This is a genomic window from Heliobacterium chlorum, assembly GCF_014502795.1.
GTDB classification, from domain to species: domain Bacteria; phylum Bacillota; class Desulfitobacteriia; order Heliobacteriales; family Heliobacteriaceae; genus Heliobacterium; species Heliobacterium chlorum.
The window spans coordinates 1-22271 of record NZ_JACVHF010000008.1; the positions used below are offsets into that span (position 1 = coordinate 1).

The following is a 22271-nucleotide window of genomic DNA, read 5'->3' on the forward strand; positions in this document are numbered from 1 at the left end:
TCTTTCCGATGTAAGAAAAGTTGAGCCAGAAAAGCAAAAAACTGTTTTGAGATACAAGGTCAGGCCAAAGGTAGTATAATATTCACCCAGCAAAAACTATCATTCTTGACTCAAACGCAACTTATGGAATTTATCGAGTCACATAGAGGCCAGTCTGCTCAAAAAAACGACAGGCGACTTCGTCCGCTAATCATGAAGGCCAGTTTTTCGTCACGACCAACAGCGAAGTCCGCTCATCCATACTAGAGTCTACGTTCGACCACTTATAAAGCGAGGGTTCTTTAATCTCACGACCGTCGCTTATTTGGCGTGGGATTTTTAGTTATCAAAGAGCGAAACAGCCCCCTTACCGGGGGACTGTTGTTGACGACTATCTGATGGACTTTTTAATCGTGGGAGAATACACAGAACCCTTAGCCGGCCTTTATACTCAATTTCTTCAAACACCGCAAAATACTCTCGTTTGCAGCCTTTTTGTTTATGTACTCTTCCATTAAAAATCTTAGCGTTTTGTTTATTTTGGGTGATCGATTCATTATCCGGTAGACTGTTAAAAACAACGAAAATATAAACGATTCCAATAACTCCAAATATTAATGTATTTTTTCAATGAAACTATACACGGCAAAAAGAAAAAACCGGCGAGGCTGCTGTGCCGTGGTTGCCGGTTATGTATGCACGTTATAGGAAACGCTTGAAGCATTAAGACTGATGGGGCGTTTTTTAAATGTGTACCAGTTATCAATCTTCTTTATTTAATAAAGCGGCCTCGCCGATGGCGTCAGGTCACCGGTGGGAAGAACAGAATTTTTTTATTGATACACGACTCTGTTCTTTCCCTCTTTTTTAGCTTTATACAATAAATCATCAGTACGTTTTAATAGCTCGGTTGACGATTCACTTTTTAATTGAGCAAGTCCTCCGCTGGCTGTAACCTTTAGGTCGTAATCAAGATTCATTGATTGAATTTTTGTACGTATTTTTTCTGATAGAGTAATAGCCTCTTTCAACTCGGTGTCGGGATATATTACTATGAACTCTTCACCACCGTATCTTCCAACAATATCATTTTTCCTTATGGCTGATTTTAGAACCTCAGATAGGCTCATTAAAACACAATCTCCCGCTATGTGACCGTATACATCATTAATTAGCTTAAAATTATCTAAATCCAATAATAATAAACAAAGGTTTCTCCGTTCTTTTATCGCTTTAATAACTTCGATATCAAGAGAATTAAAAATAGCTCCATGATTTAATAAGCCAGTAAGACTATCCGTAATAGCCTGTGTATGTAATAGACGGTTTTTCAGCTTTAACTCTTGTTCGAACTTTTTTCTATCTGTAACATCGATTACAAATGTTACTTTTTTAGCTCTCCCATCTAAATCTTTAATTAAAGTAGCATTAGCATAAATGTATATTCGACTACCGTCTTTTCTTACTACTTCCCACTCTTCGGCCAGTTCTCCATTTCCAGAGATAAAGCTATCGTGAGTACGTGATAAAACTTCCTTATTAGATTCCGTACATACTACCGTAAAGTGTTTACCAATTAATTCTTCTTTGGAATAACCATAAATCGAACAATATGCAGGATTAACATCTTCAAAAAAACCGAACTCGTCAGTCATGCAAATACCGACCGGCGTTGAATTTAATATATTACTTGTTTTAGATTCACTCTCTTGTATTTTTATCATTAATTTTCTGTAATCAGTAATATCTACCAATGTTATCATTATTAGACTAGGATCACCATTATTCATCAGAAAAGGATATGCGTTTACTAACACCCATACTATATCATTAGTGCTTTTTTGAAAGATACCTGCAACCATATTTTGAATTGGCTTTTTTTCAGCCATAACTTTACTAAATGGATACTCAGATATTTCTAAAGGATCTCCATCTGGGGATATAAACTTCCAATCAGGATCTGAAATCATTTTACCCCTTATCTCTTCTTTGTTTAATCCAAGTAAACTGGCAGCTTGAGAGTTACAGAATGCAATACTAGAGTCGGGGTAGTGTACAACTATTCCGCTATTTAATTTCTCAATAATACGGTAGTAAATATGGGTCAAGGTTTTGAAGAAGTTCCTCTCTTCCTCGACTTGTTCAAGCCGTTTTATCAATTCTTCTTTTGAGAAAAGTAAATAGTTCATACAAACCTCCGACCTCAATCATTAGGTTTATTTTAACATTATCGATTAATCTAACATAGTCCCTTGTTTATATCGTTCGTTAAGACTTAATCGGCCGTAAACATTATCACAGAATGAGCGGAAGTACGACTTTTAATCTAGGTCACTCACATGCATATCAAAACCGTACCAGATCAGCCTGGGATTTATCCAGGTGGATTTTCCAGCTCGTTCATAACCGGCAGGCTTTTTTGTATTAGACAATGTATTCGCATTTTGGGTGTAAAAAAAGTTTAAACGTAAAATGGCGTGTAAACTAGTAGGTTTAACACGCCATTTCTCATTATTTTGTTGGTATTGCACGTTTTGGGCGCAGTTACATAAGGCCGATGACCTTAAACCGTTACGATCTACGTTCAAGTAGTGTCGCAAAAAACAAACCTGCGGCTTCTTCAACAGTCATACCTGTCTTTTCCGAATAAACTTTTGCCGCATCTTCCAGTTGATCGACAGTGGTCTTGCCGAAGACAATCCAAATATGCTCGTTGTTCCCCTTCAGAAACTCATGATTTTTGGACAATCCGGAATCGACAACTTGATTCATAAAATCTCGGTTAAGCATACACACTCTCCTACCGGGACGATTATCCCTATTTTTATTCCGTTATCATATAAATACGCTTCTTGTTCGTTAAAAATAACATGAACTGGTTATTCATTTGAAAAAAAGCCCTTTGAAGTGAGAGCTTTACATGGAAGTAACGCTAATTATCGTTCCTGTACGCACGAATTAATCAATCAATTTTTGATATGTTGGGACTAAAGTCCCGAATTGTGTTAAGATATAACTAGGACATCATTGTTTTAGCATAATTAAAATGAGGAGAGTTGAACATGTGTTCATCTACTCGAAACGAAATTACCCAAACTTGCTTAAGGCCGGAAGGAAAATCATCTTGCTGCGTATTTACCCGTATAGATATACTAACAGAAGAGAACCAACTTGTGGTAAAACCGAAAGTTTCTTTAGACATCATAAACATCAACTATTTTTGTTCGTCTTTTTATGACCATTTATATTTGCTATTGCTCAACAGAAAAACCATCATATTTGACTTATCCACCATTCGTTATATTGATTCTACAGGTATTAGCTTATTACTAAAAGTCTATCTTTCTACTCAAAGCCTCGGAGTTTCTTTTTACATAGTCAATACGTCGGTTTTAGTTTTAGAGATATTTAAGATCGCAAAACTAGATGGACTGCTTTGCGTAAAATAATGCACTGAAAGAAAAAAGGACCTCGCCAATTGAGGCAAGATCGTTGTGTTCATGATCAGGTTCTTCATTGTCACAAATAAAATTATGTATAGACGGTCCTTTTTTCGGTAATTGTCTATTATAGCACCAACCTTGGTTGGCGATCCTTAAAGGTAAATCCGTACAATAAATCGAGTTCCGCTTCTTCGATTTCATCAAACGTTAATCCCGCGGCTCTCCAAGCTCTCTCCGGAAGACCGGCCCTGGCTATGCTTAGTATAGCAGAACGGTATTCTTGTTGACTGAGTCGAAAAGTCTCCTTATCCACAGTCCCCTCTGAATGCAATATATTAGATATGTGCCTCTGTCTCTGTCTCGATTCCCGATAAGCGGTGACAATTAACTTAGCGGTCTCAATTTCCTTTGGTTTAGCTATACAGGGTGTGTTCCACGCAGAGCGGCGACGTTCTGCCGCACTGTTTTCTTCACAAGCACTACATAAGTTTTGCCTGGTTGATTGAGGCCACCAGGAATCAAGTTTGTCCCCTGCGCGAAGAATTCGTTGGCATTCGTAGCATCGGGGTATCCCTTGCTCACGAATTTGTTCAGCCGAACTTTGAAAAAATTTGTGCGTTAACATTAGCTGAAGCGACTTCATCGAAATCCCCCTGTAATAATATGAAAATCATGTATGTTTTCATCATACAATAAATTATTTTTGCTACAAGGGGTTAAAAATAAGATGTTTTGTCGAATTATGAATTACGGATTTGAGTTCAAACTAATTCCCGCAATATTCATATTTTTGTATAAGTCTTAGGGCGATAAGCCTTAGGACTTTTTGAATTTCTGCGTCGATATCTGTTATAATTGAGATGTATTGACATCTTGAAGGTAAGATTTTGGTATTCTCCGCTGACTTTGTCTTTTCCATCCCTAGATAAATCCCAGGTTGTTTAAGTTCACGATTACGGCGCTTGTTGATTTCAGAAGGATGTGTTCGAATTGTCTAAACCAATTATAACTACTGGTAATCATGTACACAATCTGAAAGCTGACTGTGTAAATTGTTTTGGTTTGTGCTGTGTAGCACTTCCATTTTTAAAATCTGTTGATTTTCCTTTTGATAAAGAAGGAGGTACTCCTTGTAGAAACTTACAATCTGATTATCGCTGTGGCATTCATCAGAATTTAAGAAGTCAAGGCTTTAAAGGTTGTACGGTATACGAATGTTTTGGTGCCGGTCAGAAGGTATCACAATTCACTTATAAAGGAAATGACTGGCGAGAGAATCCCGAGTCGGCAAAAGAAATGTATGATGTTTTTCCGATTATGCAACAACTATACGAAATGTTATATTACCTAAATGAGGCTCTCAACTTTAAAGAAGCCCAGCCTATTTATCAAGAATTACAGAATGCTATTGAAGAAACTGAACGGTTAACCGAGCTGCCTCCAAAGTCAATCTTAGCCCTCAATGTACTTAATCATAGAGCGACTGTGAGCGATTTACTTATGCGGGCCAGTGAATTAGTTCGAGCTAAAGTCAAAAAAGAAAATCATCAACGCAAACAATTCAAAATAAATAAGGGGAAAAATCTGATCGGAGCTAAATTACGGGGTATAGACCTTAGCGGAACCAGCTTGAGAGGAGCTTTACTTATTGCTTCCGATCTTAGAGAAGCTGACTTACGCATATGTGATCTTATTGGCGCGGACGTAAGAGACGCCGATTTAAGAGGTGCTAATCTATTAGGAAGTATTTTTCTTACTCAATCTCAAGTAAATTCGGCGATTGGCGATATTCATACGAAATTACCACCTGATTTACTCATTCCTGAGCATTGGTTGGCAGGGGACTGATACTGCCAACGATGTTAAAGCGGGGCGGTCTTTCGTTTAAATCCTCGAAAATTAAAGAACAAGTACGATTAACGGAGACATAGGTTGTTTATTCTAGTGTTTTCGAGTAATTCAAACATAATCAAACATTATTTTGACATTGCTTAAAATCGATCGTAGCATTAGACTTATCCATGCTCATCGAATAATATCCAGGGAGGAAGCAACTTGCTTCGTAGACTGCTCATAGGGAGTAAACTCCATAACAGACAACTTTCACATGAGACGATCAATAAGCCAAAAGCCTTGGCCATTTTCGCATCGGATGCGCTTAGCTCTGTTGCTTATGCCACCGAAGAGATACTCCTCGTTTTGGCTGCATTAGGTCAGCTTGCATTTCACTATCTACCGTCCATCGCTTTTTGCATTGTATTACTTTTATTAACTGTTATCCTATCCTATACACAAGTGATTCGAACGTACCCAGAGGGTGGCGGTGCCTATTCTGTTGCTAAGGAGTTTTTAGGACCCACTTATGGGTGTATTATTGGTGCGTCGTTGGTTATCGACTACGTCTTGACAATCGCTGTAAGTATATCTTCCGGCACTGCGGCGATCACTTCTGCATTCCCCTGGTTATTCCCCTATACTGTGTACATAGCTGTATTTTTTATTGTTGTTTTGACAATTATTAACTTGAGAGGTATCAGCGAATCCGCAAATATACTCGCCTATCCTCCCTATTTATTTATATTCTCTATGTTATCCCTACTTGTAACTGGAGTTTACCGTTACCTTTCCGGAGACTTTACACCCCAAGCTACCCCTATCGAGGCGCATACGGAAAATTTGGGAAGTCTCTTTTTCGTTTGGATTCTATTAAAAGCTTTCGCTGGAGGGTGTACTGCCCTCACCGGCGTGGAAGCGGTAGCAGATGGTGTCCCTTCATTTAAGGAACCGAAAGAAAGCAACGCGATTAAGGTATTATTTGCTTTAGGCGGTCTCTCTGTCATTCTTTTTGGGGGAATCAGCATTCTGGCCGGTTGGATCCACGTTTTACCTGAACATGGAGAAACGCTCGTTTCTCAAATTGCCGAATTAGTTTTTGGCGGCAGGAATCTTATGTACTACTTTCTACAAGCCGCCACGGCAATTATTCTCATCTTAGCGGCGAATACCGCTTTTGCTGGTGCCCCTATCATGGCCGCTAAACTGGCCGCTGAGGGATATATTCCACGAATTTTTGCACTACGAGGCGATCGCCTCGTATTCAACAATGGTATTTTACTTCTCTGTGCAGGTGCAATCAGTTTAGTCGTCCTATTTCATGGTTCTGTACACTCCCTCATCCCCTTATATGCCGTCGGTGTTTTTCTCGCTTTCACCATCGCTCAAATCGGTATGGTTGTCCGGTGGAATAGGCTAAAGCCTAAGGGGTATAAGTTGAACGCACTTATCAACGGGATTGGCGGAACGGTTACTGGAATCGTTACCATCGTCATCGCGACAACTAAATTCATGGCCGGTGCATGGCTAGTACTGTTAGCGATTCCTTTATTAGTATTGCTATTTAAGAAAATCAAACAGCATTATTCCGATATCTCCCATGAATTGTCTTCCCAAAATCAGTCCCCTTATTATGTGGTGAAGAATTATATTCTAATTCCCATGTCGTCTTTGTCTAAACCCGCTCTGAACGCGTTAGAATTCGCCAAATCGATGTCCAACGAAGATACAGATATAAGAATCGTTCACGTTTCTTCAAACCCAGAGACAGCGGAAAAATTAAGAAAAAAACTCGAAGAGAAACAGATCAACTTCGAATTAGTCATTGTAGAATCGCCTTATCGAGAATTAATTGATCCCCTTGTAAATTACATCGATAACTTAGAAAAAGATTTGAAAATCGGTGAAGTGATCACAGTGATCGTCCCTGAGTTTGTTACACATACTTGGTGGCACTACTTGCTGCATAACCAGACTGGATTCCTCCTACGAACTGTATTGCTTCTAAAAAAGAATACCATCGTCGCTTCCGTCCCCTATCATTTAAAAGGTATGTAACTGACATCCATGTTTCGTTTCTCACCTGCACAGGGTTGAAGGTGACGATAAAAAAGGTTCAGGAGCAGAAAAACCAGAGATCTCGTCACTCGTGACGAGATCTCTGGTTTTTGAGGTATATTTGTATTGAGTATTTAAAATCAAAGGGTAAGCCGGATGACGGTCAATACGATAGCTATGGTTACCAGAACTTCGACGCCTTTAAGGCGTCTTTCCAATTGTTCGGGATTTAATCCTTCTTCATTCCTACTCATGTTGTCTGCCTCCTTGTTGTCGTCGAAACCATTGAATATTAGAAATATAGTTATTTTTAAGCTTACCCTGTCCCGACAAACTTAACAAAGGACTGTAGACCTAATTTATTTTAACGTTAATCAAACCTTCTTATCAATAAGTGCCCCTACGTATTCTTTAATTTTTGCAATCGTATCCAAAAATTCTTTTGGGGGAAACGTTTTAATCACCTTATCGTTCCGACTATCGTATACTTCAACCATTAACTGATGTGCTTTTTCATGCCATTTGAAACGAATATCCGTGTTGATCGCCTGTAAAAAGGCATTTGTATCTTCCATCATTTTGGTCAAGGGATCTTTCTGATACGGTAAAAGTTGACTGAATTTTTCACTTTCTTTTTCTGCCGGAACTGTTTTTTCTACAGTATCTTGCTGGGAGGTACTGTTGTTTATGTTGCTGACAGGGCCGGTTACAGAAAAAGTGTTTTGCGAGTTGACGCTAGATACGTTCATAACTATCTCCTCCGGCAGATATTCACAGAAAATGTGTGATAAAACCTACTTTTAATACCCTATTCTATTTATGTCGCCAAAATCCTTCATTAAGTTTACATTGATTTTTTATACTAAATTCTTGATATATGAGACACAATTTGCTGAGCACTGCTCACCATCGAGAGTGCCTGCACTATCGTATCGCTAGCTTTACAGGATCTGTTCACAAAATCTACAAAAGATTTTCATCTTTTTTTAAGACTTCTACGATAAAATGCTCTTTGAGAAAATCACAAGAACGAAGAGGAAATTCCTTGAAAGGCATTCATGAGGTGGCAGGACTTGCGATGATACCTGCAGTCCTTTTACATTTTGGGTTAAACGCAAAGACACTAGTCGCGGAACTGGGTCTTCGAAAAAGACCGGAACAAGAGGACGAATAATGCAAAAAGCGTGAGGCAGATGCTTCACGCTTTCTTTATGGGCTCTATCTTCCCCGTAGGTTATCTTCGTTTCTTTAACTCCTGGGCGATCTCATCTAATTCAATCCCGTGATACCGCATCAACACCAGCAGGTGATACAAGAGATCTGACGTCTCATAGACAATCTCGCCGCGGTCGTTGTTTTTTGAACCGATGATGACCTCGGCTGTCTCCTCGCCTACCTTTTTTAGGATCTTGTCCTGTCCTTTTGTAAACAGGTAGGTCGTATAGGACCCTTCAGGCATTTCCTTCTGCCGTGAGGCGATGACACGGGATAGTTCTTCCAGAATCGTCCCGATCTCGGTTGGATCGCCACTATTCTCCGGGATGGCCGCAGTCGTAAATCCGACGGTCTCCCCGGCCTGCCCGCCGATAGGGCGAAAACAGGAGAAGGAACCTTCATGGCAGGCAGCGCCAGTCTGTTCGACCTGGAACAGCAAGCAGTCGTGGTCGCAATCGTATTCGAGGGCCACCACATTTTGTACGTGACCAGACGTAGCGCCCTTATGCCACAGTTCCTTACGACTGCGACTATAGTAGTGGCATTCGCCTGTTTCCAGTGTCTTTGCAAGCGATTCTTTGTTCATATAGGCCACCATCAGCACACGGCCGCTTTTCGCATCTTGGATTACGGCTGGGATGAGGCCGTGATGATCATATTTCAGTCCCTCAATAAATGCCGGGTCTATGTTCAGTCGCGCCATTTTCGCACGTGCACTCCTTTTCCCCGAAGGTACTCTTTGGTTTCGCGAATGGTGTACTCCTTATAGTGGAAGATGGAGGCGGCCAAGGCGGCATCGGCTTTGCCATCGGTCAACCCCTCGCAGATGTGCTCCAAATTCCCCACTCCGCCCGATGCGATAACCGGTATCGTTACAGCCTCGCTTACGGCTCGAGTCAAGGGGATGTCGTAACCGTCTTTGGTTCCGTCCTTGTCCATGCTGGTCAACAGGATTTCACCGCAACCCAGTTCTTCTACCTTACGAGCCCATTCCAGCACGTCGATACCGGTCGGTTTCCGGCCGCCATGGGTGTAGACTTCCCATCCCTCTAAAAGTCGTCCTGCTTCGTCCCGCCGGCGTCGTGCATCGATAGCTACGACGATACATTGAGAACCGAACTTCCAGGCACTATCCCCGATCAGTTGCGGCGTTTGTACCGCCGATGTGTTTAGGGAGATTTTGTCGGCGCCTGCCTTCAGCATCTCCCGGATGTCTTCAACTGTTCGCAGCCCGCCGCCGACGGTAAAAGGGATGAAGACCTCTTCCGCCGTCCGCCGGACCACGTCAAGCATGATGGCTCGTCCGTCAGAGGAAGCGGTAATATCCAAGAAAACCAGTTCATCGGCGCCTTCTTTGTCATATACAGCAGCCAGCTCTACTGGGTCGCCGGCGTCCCGTAAATTGACAAAATTCGTTCCTTTTACGACGCGTCCCCCATGGACGTCAAGACAAGGGATGATGCGTTTGGCTAGCATGCGGCTTCCCCCCTGGAGATCCGGAGCGCTTCAGCCAGATCAATAGAGCCAGTGTAGATGGATTTGCCTAAGATGGCCCCTTCCACACCGTCCTTTTCCAGTGCAGCGCAAGCTTTGACATCGTCGATGGTGGCGAAACCGCCGGAGGCGATGATCTTCAGTCCTGTTTTACGGGCCAATTCAGCCGTTGATTTCAAGTTCGGGCCGGCCAAAGTGCCGTCTTTGGAGATGTCCGTATAGATGACGCGGCGAACACCGAGTTTTTTCATGTCCACAGCCAGTTCTAATGCGGTCACTTGAGAGGTGCCCGCCCATCCGTCCGTAGCTACCCAACCGTCTCGTGCGTCGAGACCGAGAATGATGCGCTGGCCGTATTCCTTACAAGCGATTTCCATCATTTCGGGATTACGGATAGCTGCTGTTCCGAGGATGACTCGGGAAACGCCGAGGCGTAAATATTTATCAATAATGTTCATATCGCGGATGCCGCCGCCCAATTGCACACCGACGGTGAGGGCCTGAACGATGGAACGGATGACGTCGAAGTTTTTCGGTTCCCCTTCAAAAGCACCGTCCAAGTCGACGAGGTGAACCATTTGGGCCCCTCTAGCCTGCCAGGAAAGGGCTTGAGCCACCGGGTCGTCGTTATATACGGTCGCATCTTCCATTTTGCCTTGGTACAGGCGTACGCAGCGCCCTTCTTTTAAATCAATGGCCGGAAAAATCAGCATGCTTCCACCTGCTTTCCAAAGTTCCGTAAAATGCGCAGTCCCAAATCGCTCGATTTTTCCGGGTGAAACTGTGCGCCAAAGACATTATCCCGCCCGGCTACGGCGCAAAAGTCAAAGCCATAATCGGCTGTGGCGATCGTCAATGCTTCCTCACCGGGGTCGACGAAGTAAGAGTGGACAAAATAAAACTCTGAGCCGGTTTCAATCCCTTCCATGATCGGGTTAACTCGCCGGACAGTCAGTTCGTTCCAGCCCATGTGAGGCACTTTCAGTCCCGGAGGCAAACGCCGGACCTGCCCGGGAAAGATGCCAAGTCCTTCGAAATGTCCGCCTTCTTCACTCGCCTCAAACATGAGTTGAAAACCTAAGCAAATGCCCATAAAAGGTTTCCCAGCAGCGACGATTTCGTGAATCGGTTCAACCATACCGGTTTCACGCAGATTTTCCATGGCGTCGGCAAAGGCTCCCACACCCGGCAATATGACTGCGGGGGCTTTGCGCACCGCTTCCGGATCGCTGGTGATGTAGCTACTGTATCCGACTTTTTCTAACCCTTTTTGCACGCTCCGCAAGTTTCCCATTCCATAGTCGATGATGGCGATCAAAGTGCCCGCCCCCTTTCGGCTTCATGCTTCCTATATGGACTTGTAATTAGATTTTATAATAGCCCTTTCGTCGACAGCACCCGATCTTTATTTGCGGAATCGATAGACACAGCCTCTTTTAGAGCACGACCAAGAGCTTTGAAGATGGCTTCAATGATATGGTGGCCGTTTCCGCCTTCGAGAAGATGGATGTGCAAGTTCATGGCAGCGGTATTGGAGAAAGCCCGGAAAAATTCCTCTACCATCTCCGTCTCCAGTTGACCGACTCGCTCTACGGGGATCTTCGCCTTGTAGACGAGAAAGGGCCGGCCGCTTAAATCAAGGCAGACACGAACTAATGTCTCGTCCATGGGCACATAGGCGTGGCCGTAACGGCGAATGCCTTTTTTGTCCCCCAAGGCTTTTGACAAGGCAGTACCTAGACTGATCCCCAGGTCCTCTACCGTATGGTGAGTGTCGACCTCCAGGTCGCCCTTACAGCTTACGGCCAGGTCCAATTGACCGTGCCGGGAGAGCAAGGTGAACATGTGGTCGAGAAAGCCGATGCCAGTCTTCCCCTCATAATGACCTTCCCCGTCAAGGTTAAGGTCAATGCTGATTCGGGTCTCTGCCGTATTGCGAACGACCGAGGCGTTGCGGCTCATCAACGCCACCCCCCAGTCGATGGGTCGGCGAGGTCCTCTAATGCGGCTAAGAGTTTCCTGTTTTCTTCAGGCCGGCCGACGGTGACGCGCAAAGTGCCGTCGAGGCCGGGTCCGCCGCCTAATTTTCGCACCAGCACACCCCGGTCCATCAGACCTTGGTGAATGTCCGCTGCTCGCCGAACCGGCTCTTCCTTCGTAGACCCAGGCAAACGTAAGAAGATATAGTTGGCATCCGTAGCAAAGATCTGCCAGGCAAAGCGACCTAGTTCTGCACAGAGGGTCTCCCGCTCGGCCAAAACTTCTTTTACCTGCGCTTCGAAAGCAGTTCGCTCTTCAATGGCAATCGTAGCCGCCCGCTGGGAGAAGGCATTTACGTTAAAGGGTTGTCTCACCTTGTGGATTTCGTTGATGATTTCGGCAGACGCTACGGTATAACCGACCCGCAGCCCAGCCAATCCAAAAGCTTTCGAAAAGGTCCGCATGATGACCATATTTGGGAATTCGTCGAGACGCCCCATGAGGCTTTTCCCGGCGAATTCGTAATAGGCTTCATCTACAATGACGATTTTGTCGGTTCCCCTGACGACGGCTAGGATGTCTTCTTCGGCGAAACAATTGCCGGTCGGGTTGTTGGGGTTGCAGATGATGATCACCCGCGCCTCTTCCCGTGCCGCCGCGGCTAACAGACCTTGGACATCCAGTCGAAAGGTATTACCCTCTTCGATCAACGGTACATCGATGACAGTCCCGCCCATGAAGCGGGTTGCCATGCTGTACATGACGAAGGTGGGATTGGAGACAACCGTCGCGAGTCCCGGGCCGCCAAAGGTGAGCAAGACCAACTGGATAGCTTCGTCGGAACCATTGCTGACCAGGATTTCGGCGGCATTACGGCCGGTATATTCACTTAAGGCTTGACAAAGTTCTTTCGCTTCGCCGTCGGGGTAACGGGTGAATGGATAAAATGCCAGTTCCTGCTGAAGGCGCTCGACATAGCGTTGGGGCCAGGGAAAGGGGTTCTCGTTGGCATCCACCTTGACCCCTTCCGGGTAGACCTTGGCCTGGTATGGAACAATATCCCGGATGTCTTGCCGCACCCAGCGCAGCGGATCAATCGTCATGCCAACATTCCTCGCTTTCTGATTCTGTACAATTTTGAAAGACTTATTGTCATAAGGCTTTTATTAAAATCTCACGGATATCATCGCATTTATGTTTGCAAGGATTCCTTTTATTTTTTGATTCGTACGGCGACTGCGTTTGCGTGAGCATCCAAACCTTCACATTTGGCTAAGGCGAGAATATCGTCGGCCGTTTGTTCAAAACGGGCTTTTGAATAGGCGATGACACTCGTCTTTTTCATGAAGGTGTCCACGTTCAGCGGTGAGTAAAAGCGGGCTGTTCCTCCTGTAGGCAAAACGTGGTTGGGGCCGGCGAAGTAATCACCGACCGGCTCCGGTGAATAGGGACCTAAGAAGATGGCACCCGCCTGGGTAAGTTTACCTAATAAGGCAAAGGGTTCTTTTGTCAGCACTTCTAAGTGCTCCGGCGCATAGCGGTTTGCCACTTCACAAGCTTCATCCAGGTCTTTGACGACGATGACGGCGCTGTTATCCTCTAAGGCTTGTTCCATGATCTCCCGGCGGGGCAAGTAATCCATTTGCCGCTGGATTTCCCCTTCGACGGCTCGGGCCAGTATTTCTGAGGGCGTCACCAGAACCGCTGCTGCCCGCACATCGTGCTCCACCTGAGACAAGAAATCCGCTGCCACATAAGCGGGTGGAGCCGTTTCATCGGCGATAACGAGGATTTCGGAAGGACCGGCCAACATATCGATATCGACAGTCCCATAGACTTGCTTTTTGGCTAAGGTGACATAGATATTCCCAGGACCGGTGATCTTATCGACGGCTTTCAAGCCAGCGCCGAAGGCCATCGCGGCTACCGCCTGAGCACCACCCATACGGTAAATCTCGTCGACACCCGCTTCTCGAGCCGCCACCAGGGTATACGGGTTGATGGAACCGTCTTTTCCCGGCGGTGTAGCCATCACAACCTGGGGAACACCGGCGACCTTAGCAGGCACGGCGTTCATCAATACGGAAGACGGATAAGAGGCCAAGCCGCCCGGCACATAGGTTCCTACCCGCTCTAGCGGACGGATAAGTTGGCCCAACATGGTTCCATCGGCTTCCGGTTCGATCCAGGAGGGGCGCAGTTGTTTTTCATGATAGCGCCGGATGTTATCCCGGGCCCGGCGCAATGCAGCGAGCACCTCCGGGTCGACTTTGCTATAGGCTTCATCGATTTCCGCTTCGGATACTTTGAAGTTTGCCTCGTTTACAGTGGCACCGTCAAAACGCTTTGTATATTCAAAAACAGCCTCGACACCTCGAGTGCGAATCGTCTCGAGAACTTGAGCCACTTGGACCGATACGGTCGCATCGTCGAGAGTCTTTTTCTGCAAATAATGATCGGCTTCGTTCGAAGGATAGGTAATCAGGCGCACCATCGCTTAGTATGTCACCTCTCTGTCTTTGACGAGACTTCGAATCCGTTCCACCACCGGCTGAATACGTTGGTGCTTTAGCCGGTAGGAGACACGGTTGGCGATGAGTCGTGCCGTCGCATGGAAGATGTCCTCCACGGCTACGAGGTTGTTTTCCTTAAGGGTGCGGCCGGTGGAGACAATATCGATGATCATATCGGCCAAGCCTACGGCAGGTGCCAATTCAATATTGCCGTGAAGCTTGATAATCTCTACCTGTATGCCTTTTTCGGCGAAAAAGCTTTCGGCCACTTTCGGGAACTTCGTTGCTACCCGGCGGTGGTTGAACTGGGTCAAGTCGCGGCCTTTCTTGGCCGCCGTCTCCGGTAAAGCGACGACGAAGCGGCAGTGACCGAATTTCAAGTCCACCAGTTCCATGATGTCCTTGTCCTGCTCGACGATGGTGTCTTTACCGACGATGCCGATATCGGCGGCACCGTATTCGACAAAGGTGGGGATGTCTGTGGGCCGGCAAATGATGTAATTCAACCGCTCTTTTTCATGGCGGATCACAAGCTTCCGGCTGTCTTCCGAGAGGTTTTTCGTGCAAAGGCCGGCTTCTTGAAGCAGCGGAATCGCATCTTCAAAGAGCTTTCCTTTGGGCAGAGCTATGGTAAGCATATCTTTCATGGGTTCGCCCCCTATCTTTCTTCCGTTGCAAATTCCCTACGGACAATTCCGTTTATGTGATGGACTTGGCCTGAAGTGTTCAGAGCAGCTACCCTTCAGTTGGGTCGTCGCCGCTTTTGCGGTAAAAAACTACTTCTTCGATTCCACGCTGAGCAGCATAGGCTTTTAGGCCCTCTTCTTCCAGTTCGAGTACGTCGATCTCAACGGATCGGCCTTCCTGACGCAAGCGGGCAGCGACAGCGATGATTTTTTCTGTGTTATCTCCGCCAATTAGCATATCCGGCACCGGAACCGGTTCGGGCTCCCGGGAGCGGGACAAGGCGAGCAGGACGCGATCCAGGCCGATGGCAAAACCTGTCGCGGGACAATCGAAGCCGACTTGACCGAGCAGTCCGTCATAACGACCGCCGCCGCAGATCGGAAAGCCGAGGCCGACCGTGTATCCTTCAAAAACAATGCCCGTATAATAGTCGAATCCTCGCAAGACCCCCAGGTCGAGCGCCACATAATCTTCTACACCATACGTTCGCAGCGCATCATAGACCTGACGCAAGTTGTTTAAGCCTTGACGAGCCCGTTCATTGACCGCCAGTGGTAACGCTTGTACCAACACTTCTCGTCCACCATGCAGGGTGGGAAGTTTCAATAGCAATTCTGCTTGGCTTTCGCAGAGACCGTCTTTGGCCAGCATTTCCTCGAGGCTCACAAAGTCCTTTTTGGCGACGAGGCTGCGGACCTTGGCTTTTTGTTCATCTGATAGAGGAAGTTCCTCCATCAAACCGTTGAAGACCTCAATCTGACCTAAAGATATCTGAAAATCTTCCAAACCCGACTGGCGCAGCGCTTCGACAGCCAAGGCGATCACTTCCGCATCTGCGAGAGGACCGGGAGCACCGATCAGTTCCACTCCCGCCTGAAAAATCTCCCTTTGACGGCCGGCCTGGGGATCGTCGTAGCGAAAGACATTGGCCGCGTAGTGAAGACGCAGGGGAAATTGGCTATTTTTGAGCCGCGTGGCCACCACCCTGGCGATAGGTGTGGTCATCTCAGGCCGCAGAGCCAGGATACGTCCTTGCCGGTCAAAAAATTGAAACATCCGGTCGTCCCGGATCTCTTCCCCTGTGTCGACAGCCAAGGCGTCCATGTACTCCACGGTAGGCGTAATCACTTCTTGATAACCCCAGGTGGTGAACAAGTCGGTCCATTTGTTTTCTAAAATGCGCTTATTTCGAGCGTCTCCCGGCAGCAAGTCTCGCATGCCCGCCGGGATTTGAAGCAAGTTTCGATCTTTAGCCATGTTACCCCTCATCCCCTCTTAACTACTTTATCGATTCATCTAAGTGAAGTAACGTTGTGATGCACTTAGGGTATCATGGGGTATTTTCGCTGTCAACCGTTTTTTTTCTTTCCTTCAAGCGGTCCAAAATGAGCCGGTAGCCGTCCGCGCCGTAAACGAGGCAGCGTTTGACCCGAGAGATCGTCGCCGGGCTGGCACCGGTCTTTTCGGCGATATGGGTATAGGTACAGTCCTGTTCCAGCATTTTGGCGACTTCCATCCGTTGCCCCAGCGCTTTTAACTCAGCGATCGTACAGATATCTTCGAAAAAACGATAACATTCGTCTTCGTTCTCCAGCAAAAGGATGGCTTCGAAAAGCTTGTCCAAAGCTGGGTCTTTTAGTTTTGACGATGTCAAAGGACAACTCTCCCACTCTTCAGAATCGGGCTAAATATAAGTTAATTCTTGTTTTCTGCTCCATATTCCTTTTTTATGTGGTAAATCGATGAAAAAGCCTATTTAGGGGTAACTATCGTTTCGGACCCTTGAGCCCTCAAATTGTTTCTGCTATACTTATACAAATGTCCGACGTCAGGAGGGAGTTACTGTGTTCACCTTCGGGTTTATCAACAGCCCACTCCAATGGCTTGTCATTTTAGTCATCGTGTTGATTTTCTTTGGCGCTAAACGGTTGCCGGAAATCGGACAAGCTATGGGGAAAAGTATCAAGGAGTTTAAAGACGAGGTGGCTCCCGAAAAAACTCCAGGTGATAAAGCGAAAGAAGTGGAAGCCCGGGTCGTTGACAACGAGAAAAAAGAGTAAAAGATCAAAGATGGCTGTCCCCGCGATCCTTTCGGGGCAGCCATCTTTTCTTTATTCAGTGAACAACCTTATTTCCTAGCGTTCTTCCCCCAACGAAAGCCATGTTTGAAAAACTCAACCGTTTTTCCAACCAACTGGTCCATCATGTCAGAATCGTTTCCTTCTGCTTCTTCTTGCTCAACTTCTTTGTCGAACTGGTTTTGAACAGACCTTTTCTCGTTCAGTTTGTCCATCGGGTTTTTCGACTGAGGCTCAGAATGCGAACGTATATGATGTAATTCTTTTCGGATCAGTTCCTCCTCTTTGCGCAGTTCGTCCCGAAGCGCTTCCGAATGGTCTAATTGGGAACGAGTGATCGCCAATTCATCTTGAAGAGACACCATCATCTCGTGCGAACAGGACCGGAGTAATTCTCGCAGTCGCTTCACTTCTCGCTGTAATTTTTCCAATTCTTCCTTGAGGAGCACGTCATGGATCTCCTCGTACAAGCGGGCTTTCCCGACGATCAGTTCTTCTTCTTCGCGCTTCACTCCTTGAACATGGCCTTCGGAAGATGTCAAATCCTCACGGAATCCCAATCGTCCCTTTAACTCCTGGTTCTCCTGCTCTAAGATGAATAGGAATTCGGACAGCTGTTCCCTCCGTTCTTCCGATCGTTCCAATTCTTGACCTAGGGAGGACAGATTTTGTTTTAATTCTTCCAGTAGCAGGGGAGTCGTTCCATCCAGTCGAGCCTGTAGCCGTTGGTTCTCTTCTTTCAAGCGATCCCGCTCTTCCTCTGCCAGCATCCGGTGAAAAGATTCCTGTCGTTTGATTTTTTCGATCTCTGCGGCCATATCCACAGGAGCTTGGGGAGTTATGCCGCCCGCTTCGAGCAAGGCTACCTTGCGTTTTAGTTCCTCTTGCTCCTGCTCCATACCGAACAACTGGTTTAGGATGACTTTACGACGTTCTTCGGACCGTTTCAATTCAATCTCAGCATGATTTAGCTTTCTCTCTAGCTCTTGCACTTTCTGAGGGTTGCAATTGAGTAGTTTCTCTTCTAGATCGCGGTTCTCTTCCCGCAATCGGTGTAAATCACCGACCAATCGAGCCCGATCTTTGTGGGACTGTTCGACCAAGGCTTCCTTTAGACGGTGTTTCTCCTTCGGTCCCTTCCAGGTTCGCCAGCAGCGAGTCACGATCAGCCTTGCCGCCGCTAGGGGACTATCGATCCATTCGTCAATCAGCCAATAGCTGAAAGGTTTTATCTTCGCCTCCGGGTGGACGAAAAGGCTGTACATGTCGGCAAGCTTTAAAGCGCTCAATAGGACAGGTGCATCAAACGTCAAGATGTTGTCTTCTTCATGCTGGATGATCAGCAGGAAGTCGCCCCCCTGCCGTGACGCCTCCAAGATGGCCCGGGCCACTTGTTCAGGCTCGTTCATATCGGCACTGTGCAAGTGAACTTGAAAGCGCCGGGCTTTTCGAAATTTGTGTTGCAACACTAGAGTGAAAGGGTTTTTTTCTCCGGCAATCAGGTGTATCTTTACGGAGCCTTTTTCAGCATCGACAGGCCAATCCCGTTTTACCCGCTTGCCGATAAAACCTTCCTCGGCCAATTGACGAACCTGTTCTTGCCTAGGGACCTCTCCCGATGTAACCGGTTCTAAGTTTTTTACCTGCAGCCATTCAAGACGTTTTCCTTGTTTGCTGGAAGGCCATAAGACCGGATGCCCCACAGCAGCTACCACCATTCCCGGTTTACAACGGGAAGCCATGTTCTCCGGCACCATCCAGTACATGGTTCGTCCTTCTTTATCGAGGACCAACCAGAGGCAGGATTGTCCGATAGGCATGCGTTCCGGTAATAATTCGGCGATGACCCGAAACTCCATTTGGGCTAATTTTTCTTTCGCTTCCTTCTCTAAAAGCCGGTTCATGCCGTCAAAAAAGGCGCGTGCCGTAAATCGTTTCAATTTCGTCGCTCACCTTTCTTTTTAGGAGCACTTTTCACCATCATATTCCGTTAGTTCAGCTAAATTGTCAATTGTCTCGACGAAGTCCTTACAAAAAACGCGCTGCTCGGTGGAACCCGGCGCGCGTTTTTTACTAGGTCATTTTTTCTCGGAGCACTTGTTTGATAAACATATCGGGTCGTTCTCGCAAATGCACCAAATAGGGACTGACCACTTTTCGTCCTTCTGTATCATCCGTCAACAAGATCGTGGGGAGTAACGGCGAATCTATGTAGAATTTAACCACATATCCCTCTTCACCCGTGTTTAAGCGGACCTTCGTATTTAGCATCAGATCGCGCATACGGTCCACAAACACATGGACGATATGTTTGTCAAGGTAGTCTTTCATCTCCTTGGCGAGGATATCGACGGCATGCAGTTGGTCTACCTTATCATGGTGACCAAAATTAGACGTGGCCATCGAGTAAACGTCTGCTACTGCGACAATCCGGGCAAAGAGATGAATCTGGGCGTATTGCAGTCCCTGGGGGTAGCCATTGCCAGAACATTTCTCGTGGTGATGAAGGATACAAAAGTACTCCTCTTTGGATAACTTCGATTCCTTATCTTGGAAATACTTCACACCAAAAACCGGGTGCTTCTTGAGCAGTTCTGATTCTCGATCCGTCAGCGGTCCCTGTTTATTGAGAATCGATTTGGGAATATAGATTTTCCCCACGTCGTGAAGAATCGCTCCGGTAGCCAACCGCCGTAAATCGTCTCCACTGACGCCGAGGTTGATCCCAATCATCGTGCTCAATAAGCATACATCGACAGAATGGTGAAGTATATGATCGTCTAAGTCCCATAATCGGGATAGGCGTAAGCTGACTTTTTCGTCTTTAACGACCGTATCAACGATGTCCGATGTCATTTTTCGGACCGGTTCTTCCTGAAAACCATTGCCCTGGCGAATGTCCATAAATACATCTCGAACAGTCTCTATGGACTCCTGGAACAGCTTTTCCTCTTGTTTCGATTTCTTCAGGGACAGAAATTTTTCGTAAAGTACTTCCTGGTTTTTATCGTCCGGCTCGCGGATACCATCGCTCTTTCCCGGCGGTAGTTGTTCCCCGGGGATTGTCGCACCGGATTCACTTTCTTTTGAATCTGAAGTCGGTCGTCTCACACTGACGGAAACTTCTACCTGTGGTGGTTGTTCCTCGCCAGTGGATTCTTCGGAATCTTCGGCGGTCTTACTGGTCAACATGCCGATTTCTTCCCACTTGAGGATTTGCTGGTAAATCCTTTCGGTGATCACTGTTCCTTTGGGGATCAGCAACCGGCCCTTTAAGGAGAAGATATCATGTTCCAGTTCATCGCCAACATTGTAATGCCGGGAAATAATCATTGTACACACCACCGGCCTTAATATCTTTTTTGACGCGAACAAATCCCTTATCCCATTCTCTCTATATAGGGAAAGCTCCATCGTCATACCCTTACCGACAACAGAACTATGGTCCGCAGTGAACCTTAGCCCTCATGATGAGTTCTCTATTTTTATTATTTTTTCCTTCTTTTTTTCTAGGTATATTTGGATTTTTTTCGCATTATCCGAAAATGCATTAAGATATAATACAAAAGAAAACTATGACGTAAGAACCTATTGAGCCTGTGTATTTCAGTTTAGATTAGGAACCCCGTTCCGCAAACCATATATTACTCTATGAGCTGCCCTTTGGGCTTGTTTTAGGACTTCTTTTTCATCGATGCAACGTAGACGCCGTTGCTCCATGACGACTTTACCGTCAATGATGACGGTGTCCACATCGGCACCGTTGGCGGCATAGGCGAGCAACGCACAGATATCTGTCTGGGGATAGAGATGGGGCTTTTCTATATCGACGAGAATTAAATCAGCCCGCTTCCCTGCTTCGATCGTCCCGACTTCCTCTTCAAGTCCGAGTGCTTTTGCTCCTTCAATGGTGGCCATACGCAGAACATCATACGCTTTGATCGCCGTCGGATCGGCCGTCCTGTTCTTCTGCATCCAAGCGGTCGCTTTCATCTCTTCAAACATGTCTAAGGTGGATGCACTGCCGGCTCCATCGGTGCCTAAGGCGACTGTAATGCCCATTTTTCGAAGTTCCACCACAGGGGCCACACCGCAGCCAAGTTTTTGATTGCTGACAGGATTGTGGGAGATACCCCCTTTCAATCCCCGCAGGAGGTACATATCATCCCGGGATAGGTTTACGGCATGAGCCAGCAGGCAGTGATGGTCCTCAAATATACCGAGATCGGAGAGATATTTTACAGGCGATTTGCCGTAGTGTTGAAAAATGTGTTCTACTTCCTCGATCGTTTCGGCGAGGTGAATGTGAATCGGGCAGTGAAAACTGCGGGCCATTTCCATGACCTCTTTCAGCTTATCGGGCGGACAGGTATGAGGTGCGTGGGGGCCAACCATGGTGGTAATTCGACCGTCCGCTTTTCCCTGCCAGTTTTCAAAAAGCTTTTGAGCCGACCGGAGGCGTCGCTCTCCCTGATCGTCGATGAAAAGCAGTCCTTGGCAAAGGGCAGCCCGCATTCCTGAATCCTCGACAGCCTGTGCCACTTCATCCATAAAAAAGTACATGTCGGCAAAGGTTGTCGTTCCTGATTTGATCATCTCTGCTGCCGCCAGCATCGTTCCCCAATAGACTGCGTCAGCGTCAAGGCGTTCTTCGGCAGGCCAAATTTTATGACTTAACCATTCCATTAAACGCAGGTCAAGGGAGTATCCCCGGAATAAAGACATAGCCCCATGGTTGTGACAATTGATGAAGCCGGGTAGAACAACTTTTCCGACGGCATTAATAATAACATCAACGCCTTCTTCCGGGAGATCTTCGCCGATTCTGGTGATTTTCGATCCTTCGATGAGAATATCACCTGTTAAAATACATGGCTCATCTGTCGTCATCGTGAGGATTCGGCCCTTTTTGACAAGAAGCTTGTTCACCTTTAAGCGCCTCCTTAGAAATTCGGAAAGTATAGCCTATTTTCGCTAACACCCTCTATTTC

The 22271-nt window shown here is 46.4% G+C and carries 21 protein-coding genes; 5 read left to right on the forward strand and 16 right to left on the reverse strand.

Features of this window, described 5'->3' with window-relative positions:
• Nucleotides 1-812: 812 nt before the first annotated feature.
• Entirely contained in the window at nt 813-2168 is a 1356-nt protein-coding gene (locus tag H1S01_RS09290) for a sensor domain-containing diguanylate cyclase (protein ID WP_188039931.1), read from the reverse strand.
• A gap of 382 nt (nt 2169-2550) precedes the next feature.
• Nucleotides 2551-2769 carry a hypothetical protein gene (locus tag H1S01_RS09295; RefSeq protein WP_188039933.1) on the reverse strand — a complete coding sequence of 73 codons (219 nt, stop codon included), beginning with the start codon at nt 2767-2769 and terminating at the stop codon, nt 2551-2553.
• 272 nt (nt 2770-3041) lie between these two features.
• Here H1S01_RS09295 and H1S01_RS22520 point away from each other — a divergent pair, with 272 nt between their 5' ends.
• From H1S01_RS22520 to H1S01_RS09310, 3 genes are all read left to right on the forward strand, one after another.
• Nucleotides 3042-3428 carry an STAS domain-containing protein gene (locus H1S01_RS22520; protein WP_188039934.1) on the forward strand — a complete coding sequence of 129 codons (387 nt, stop codon included), beginning with the start codon at nt 3042-3044 and terminating at the stop codon, nt 3426-3428.
• Nucleotides 3429-4412: 984 nt separating this feature from the next.
• The gene (locus tag H1S01_RS09305; RefSeq protein ID WP_188039936.1) at nt 4413-5270 is read left to right on the forward strand and encodes a pentapeptide repeat-containing protein; all 858 of its coding nucleotides are present in this window, start codon (nt 4413-4415) and stop codon (nt 5268-5270) included.
• 207 nt (nt 5271-5477) lie between these two features.
• The gene (locus H1S01_RS09310; protein ID WP_188039938.1) at nt 5478-7313 is read left to right on the forward strand and encodes an APC family permease; all 1836 of its coding nucleotides are present in this window, start codon (nt 5478-5480) and stop codon (nt 7311-7313) included.
• A gap of 374 nt (nt 7314-7687) precedes the next feature.
• On the opposite strand, the gene H1S01_RS09315 is transcribed toward H1S01_RS09310, so the two are convergent.
• On the reverse strand, nt 7688-8062 hold the full coding sequence (locus H1S01_RS09315; RefSeq protein WP_188039940.1) for a flagellar protein FlaG: 375 nt from the start codon (nt 8060-8062) through the stop codon (nt 7688-7690).
• Nucleotides 8063-8358: 296 nt separating this feature from the next.
• Between H1S01_RS09315 and H1S01_RS21450 the strand changes: the two genes are divergently transcribed.
• Nucleotides 8359-8487 (forward strand): DUF4405 domain-containing protein, encoded by a 129-nt coding sequence (locus tag H1S01_RS21450; RefSeq protein ID WP_243237181.1) that lies wholly within the window; start codon nt 8359-8361, stop codon nt 8485-8487.
• A 60-nt stretch (nt 8488-8547) separates the two neighbouring features.
• Here the strand turns inward: H1S01_RS21450 and hisIE are convergent, their stop codons facing one another.
• The 10 genes from hisIE to H1S01_RS09365 form a co-directional block, all read right to left on the reverse strand.
• Entirely contained in the window at nt 8548-9231 is a 684-nt protein-coding gene (gene hisIE, locus H1S01_RS09320; protein WP_188039941.1) for a bifunctional phosphoribosyl-AMP cyclohydrolase/phosphoribosyl-ATP diphosphatase HisIE, read from the reverse strand.
• Nucleotides 9219-10004 (reverse strand): imidazole glycerol phosphate synthase subunit HisF, encoded by a 786-nt coding sequence (gene hisF, locus H1S01_RS09325; protein WP_188039942.1) that lies wholly within the window; start codon nt 10002-10004, stop codon nt 9219-9221. The genes hisIE and hisF overlap by 13 nt, the downstream gene beginning before the upstream one ends.
• Nucleotides 9998-10735, reverse strand: coding sequence for a 1-(5-phosphoribosyl)-5-[(5-phosphoribosylamino)methylideneamino]imidazole-4-carboxamide isomerase (hisA, locus tag H1S01_RS09330; protein ID WP_188039943.1), 738 nt, complete (start codon nt 10733-10735; stop codon nt 9998-10000). Before hisA ends, hisF begins: the two co-directional genes overlap by 7 nt.
• The gene (gene hisH, locus H1S01_RS09335) at nt 10729-11340 is read right to left on the reverse strand and encodes an imidazole glycerol phosphate synthase subunit HisH (RefSeq protein ID WP_188039944.1); all 612 of its coding nucleotides are present in this window, start codon (nt 11338-11340) and stop codon (nt 10729-10731) included. Before hisH ends, hisA begins: the two co-directional genes overlap by 7 nt.
• A 53-nt stretch (nt 11341-11393) precedes the next feature.
• A complete protein-coding gene (gene hisB, locus H1S01_RS09340; protein WP_188039945.1) occupies nt 11394-11984 on the reverse strand; it encodes an imidazoleglycerol-phosphate dehydratase HisB in 591 nt (196 codons plus the stop codon).
• A complete protein-coding gene (hisC, locus tag H1S01_RS09345; protein WP_188039946.1) occupies nt 11984-13105 on the reverse strand; it encodes a histidinol-phosphate transaminase in 1122 nt (373 codons plus the stop codon). Before hisC ends, hisB begins: the two co-directional genes overlap by 1 nt.
• Before the next feature lie 110 nt (nt 13106-13215).
• Nucleotides 13216-14496 carry a histidinol dehydrogenase gene (gene hisD, locus H1S01_RS09350; RefSeq protein WP_188039947.1) on the reverse strand — a complete coding sequence of 427 codons (1281 nt, stop codon included), beginning with the start codon at nt 14494-14496 and terminating at the stop codon, nt 13216-13218.
• 3 nt (nt 14497-14499) lie between these two features.
• Nucleotides 14500-15162: an ATP phosphoribosyltransferase gene (gene hisG / locus H1S01_RS09355; protein ID WP_188039948.1), complete on the reverse strand. Its 663-nt coding sequence runs from the start codon at nt 15160-15162 to the stop codon at nt 14500-14502.
• Between the two features lie 88 nt (nt 15163-15250).
• A complete protein-coding gene (hisZ, locus tag H1S01_RS09360) occupies nt 15251-16459 on the reverse strand; it encodes an ATP phosphoribosyltransferase regulatory subunit (RefSeq protein WP_188039951.1) in 1209 nt (402 codons plus the stop codon).
• A 73-nt stretch (nt 16460-16532) separates the two neighbouring features.
• On the reverse strand, nt 16533-16856 hold the full coding sequence (locus tag H1S01_RS09365) for a YerC/YecD family TrpR-related protein (protein WP_188039953.1): 324 nt from the start codon (nt 16854-16856) through the stop codon (nt 16533-16535).
• A gap of 190 nt (nt 16857-17046) precedes the next feature.
• On the opposite strand from H1S01_RS09365, the gene H1S01_RS09370 reads away from it, so the two are divergent.
• The gene (locus tag H1S01_RS09370) at nt 17047-17262 is read left to right on the forward strand and encodes a Sec-independent protein translocase subunit TatA/TatB (protein ID WP_341479071.1); all 216 of its coding nucleotides are present in this window, start codon (nt 17047-17049) and stop codon (nt 17260-17262) included.
• Nucleotides 17263-17330: 68 nt separating this feature from the next.
• Here the strand turns inward: H1S01_RS09370 and H1S01_RS09375 are convergent, their stop codons facing one another.
• The 3 genes from H1S01_RS09375 to H1S01_RS09385 form a co-directional block, all read right to left on the reverse strand.
• Complete coding sequence (locus H1S01_RS09375) at nt 17331-19220, reverse strand: coiled-coil domain-containing protein (RefSeq protein WP_188039955.1); 1890 nt, start codon at nt 19218-19220, stop codon at nt 17331-17333.
• 133 nt (nt 19221-19353) lie between these two features.
• A complete protein-coding gene (locus H1S01_RS09380; protein WP_188039957.1) occupies nt 19354-20613 on the reverse strand; it encodes an HD-GYP domain-containing protein in 1260 nt (419 codons plus the stop codon).
• A gap of 273 nt (nt 20614-20886) precedes the next feature.
• A complete protein-coding gene (locus tag H1S01_RS09385) occupies nt 20887-22209 on the reverse strand; it encodes an amidohydrolase family protein (RefSeq protein WP_188039959.1) in 1323 nt (440 codons plus the stop codon).
• Nucleotides 22210-22271: the final 62 nt, after the last annotated feature.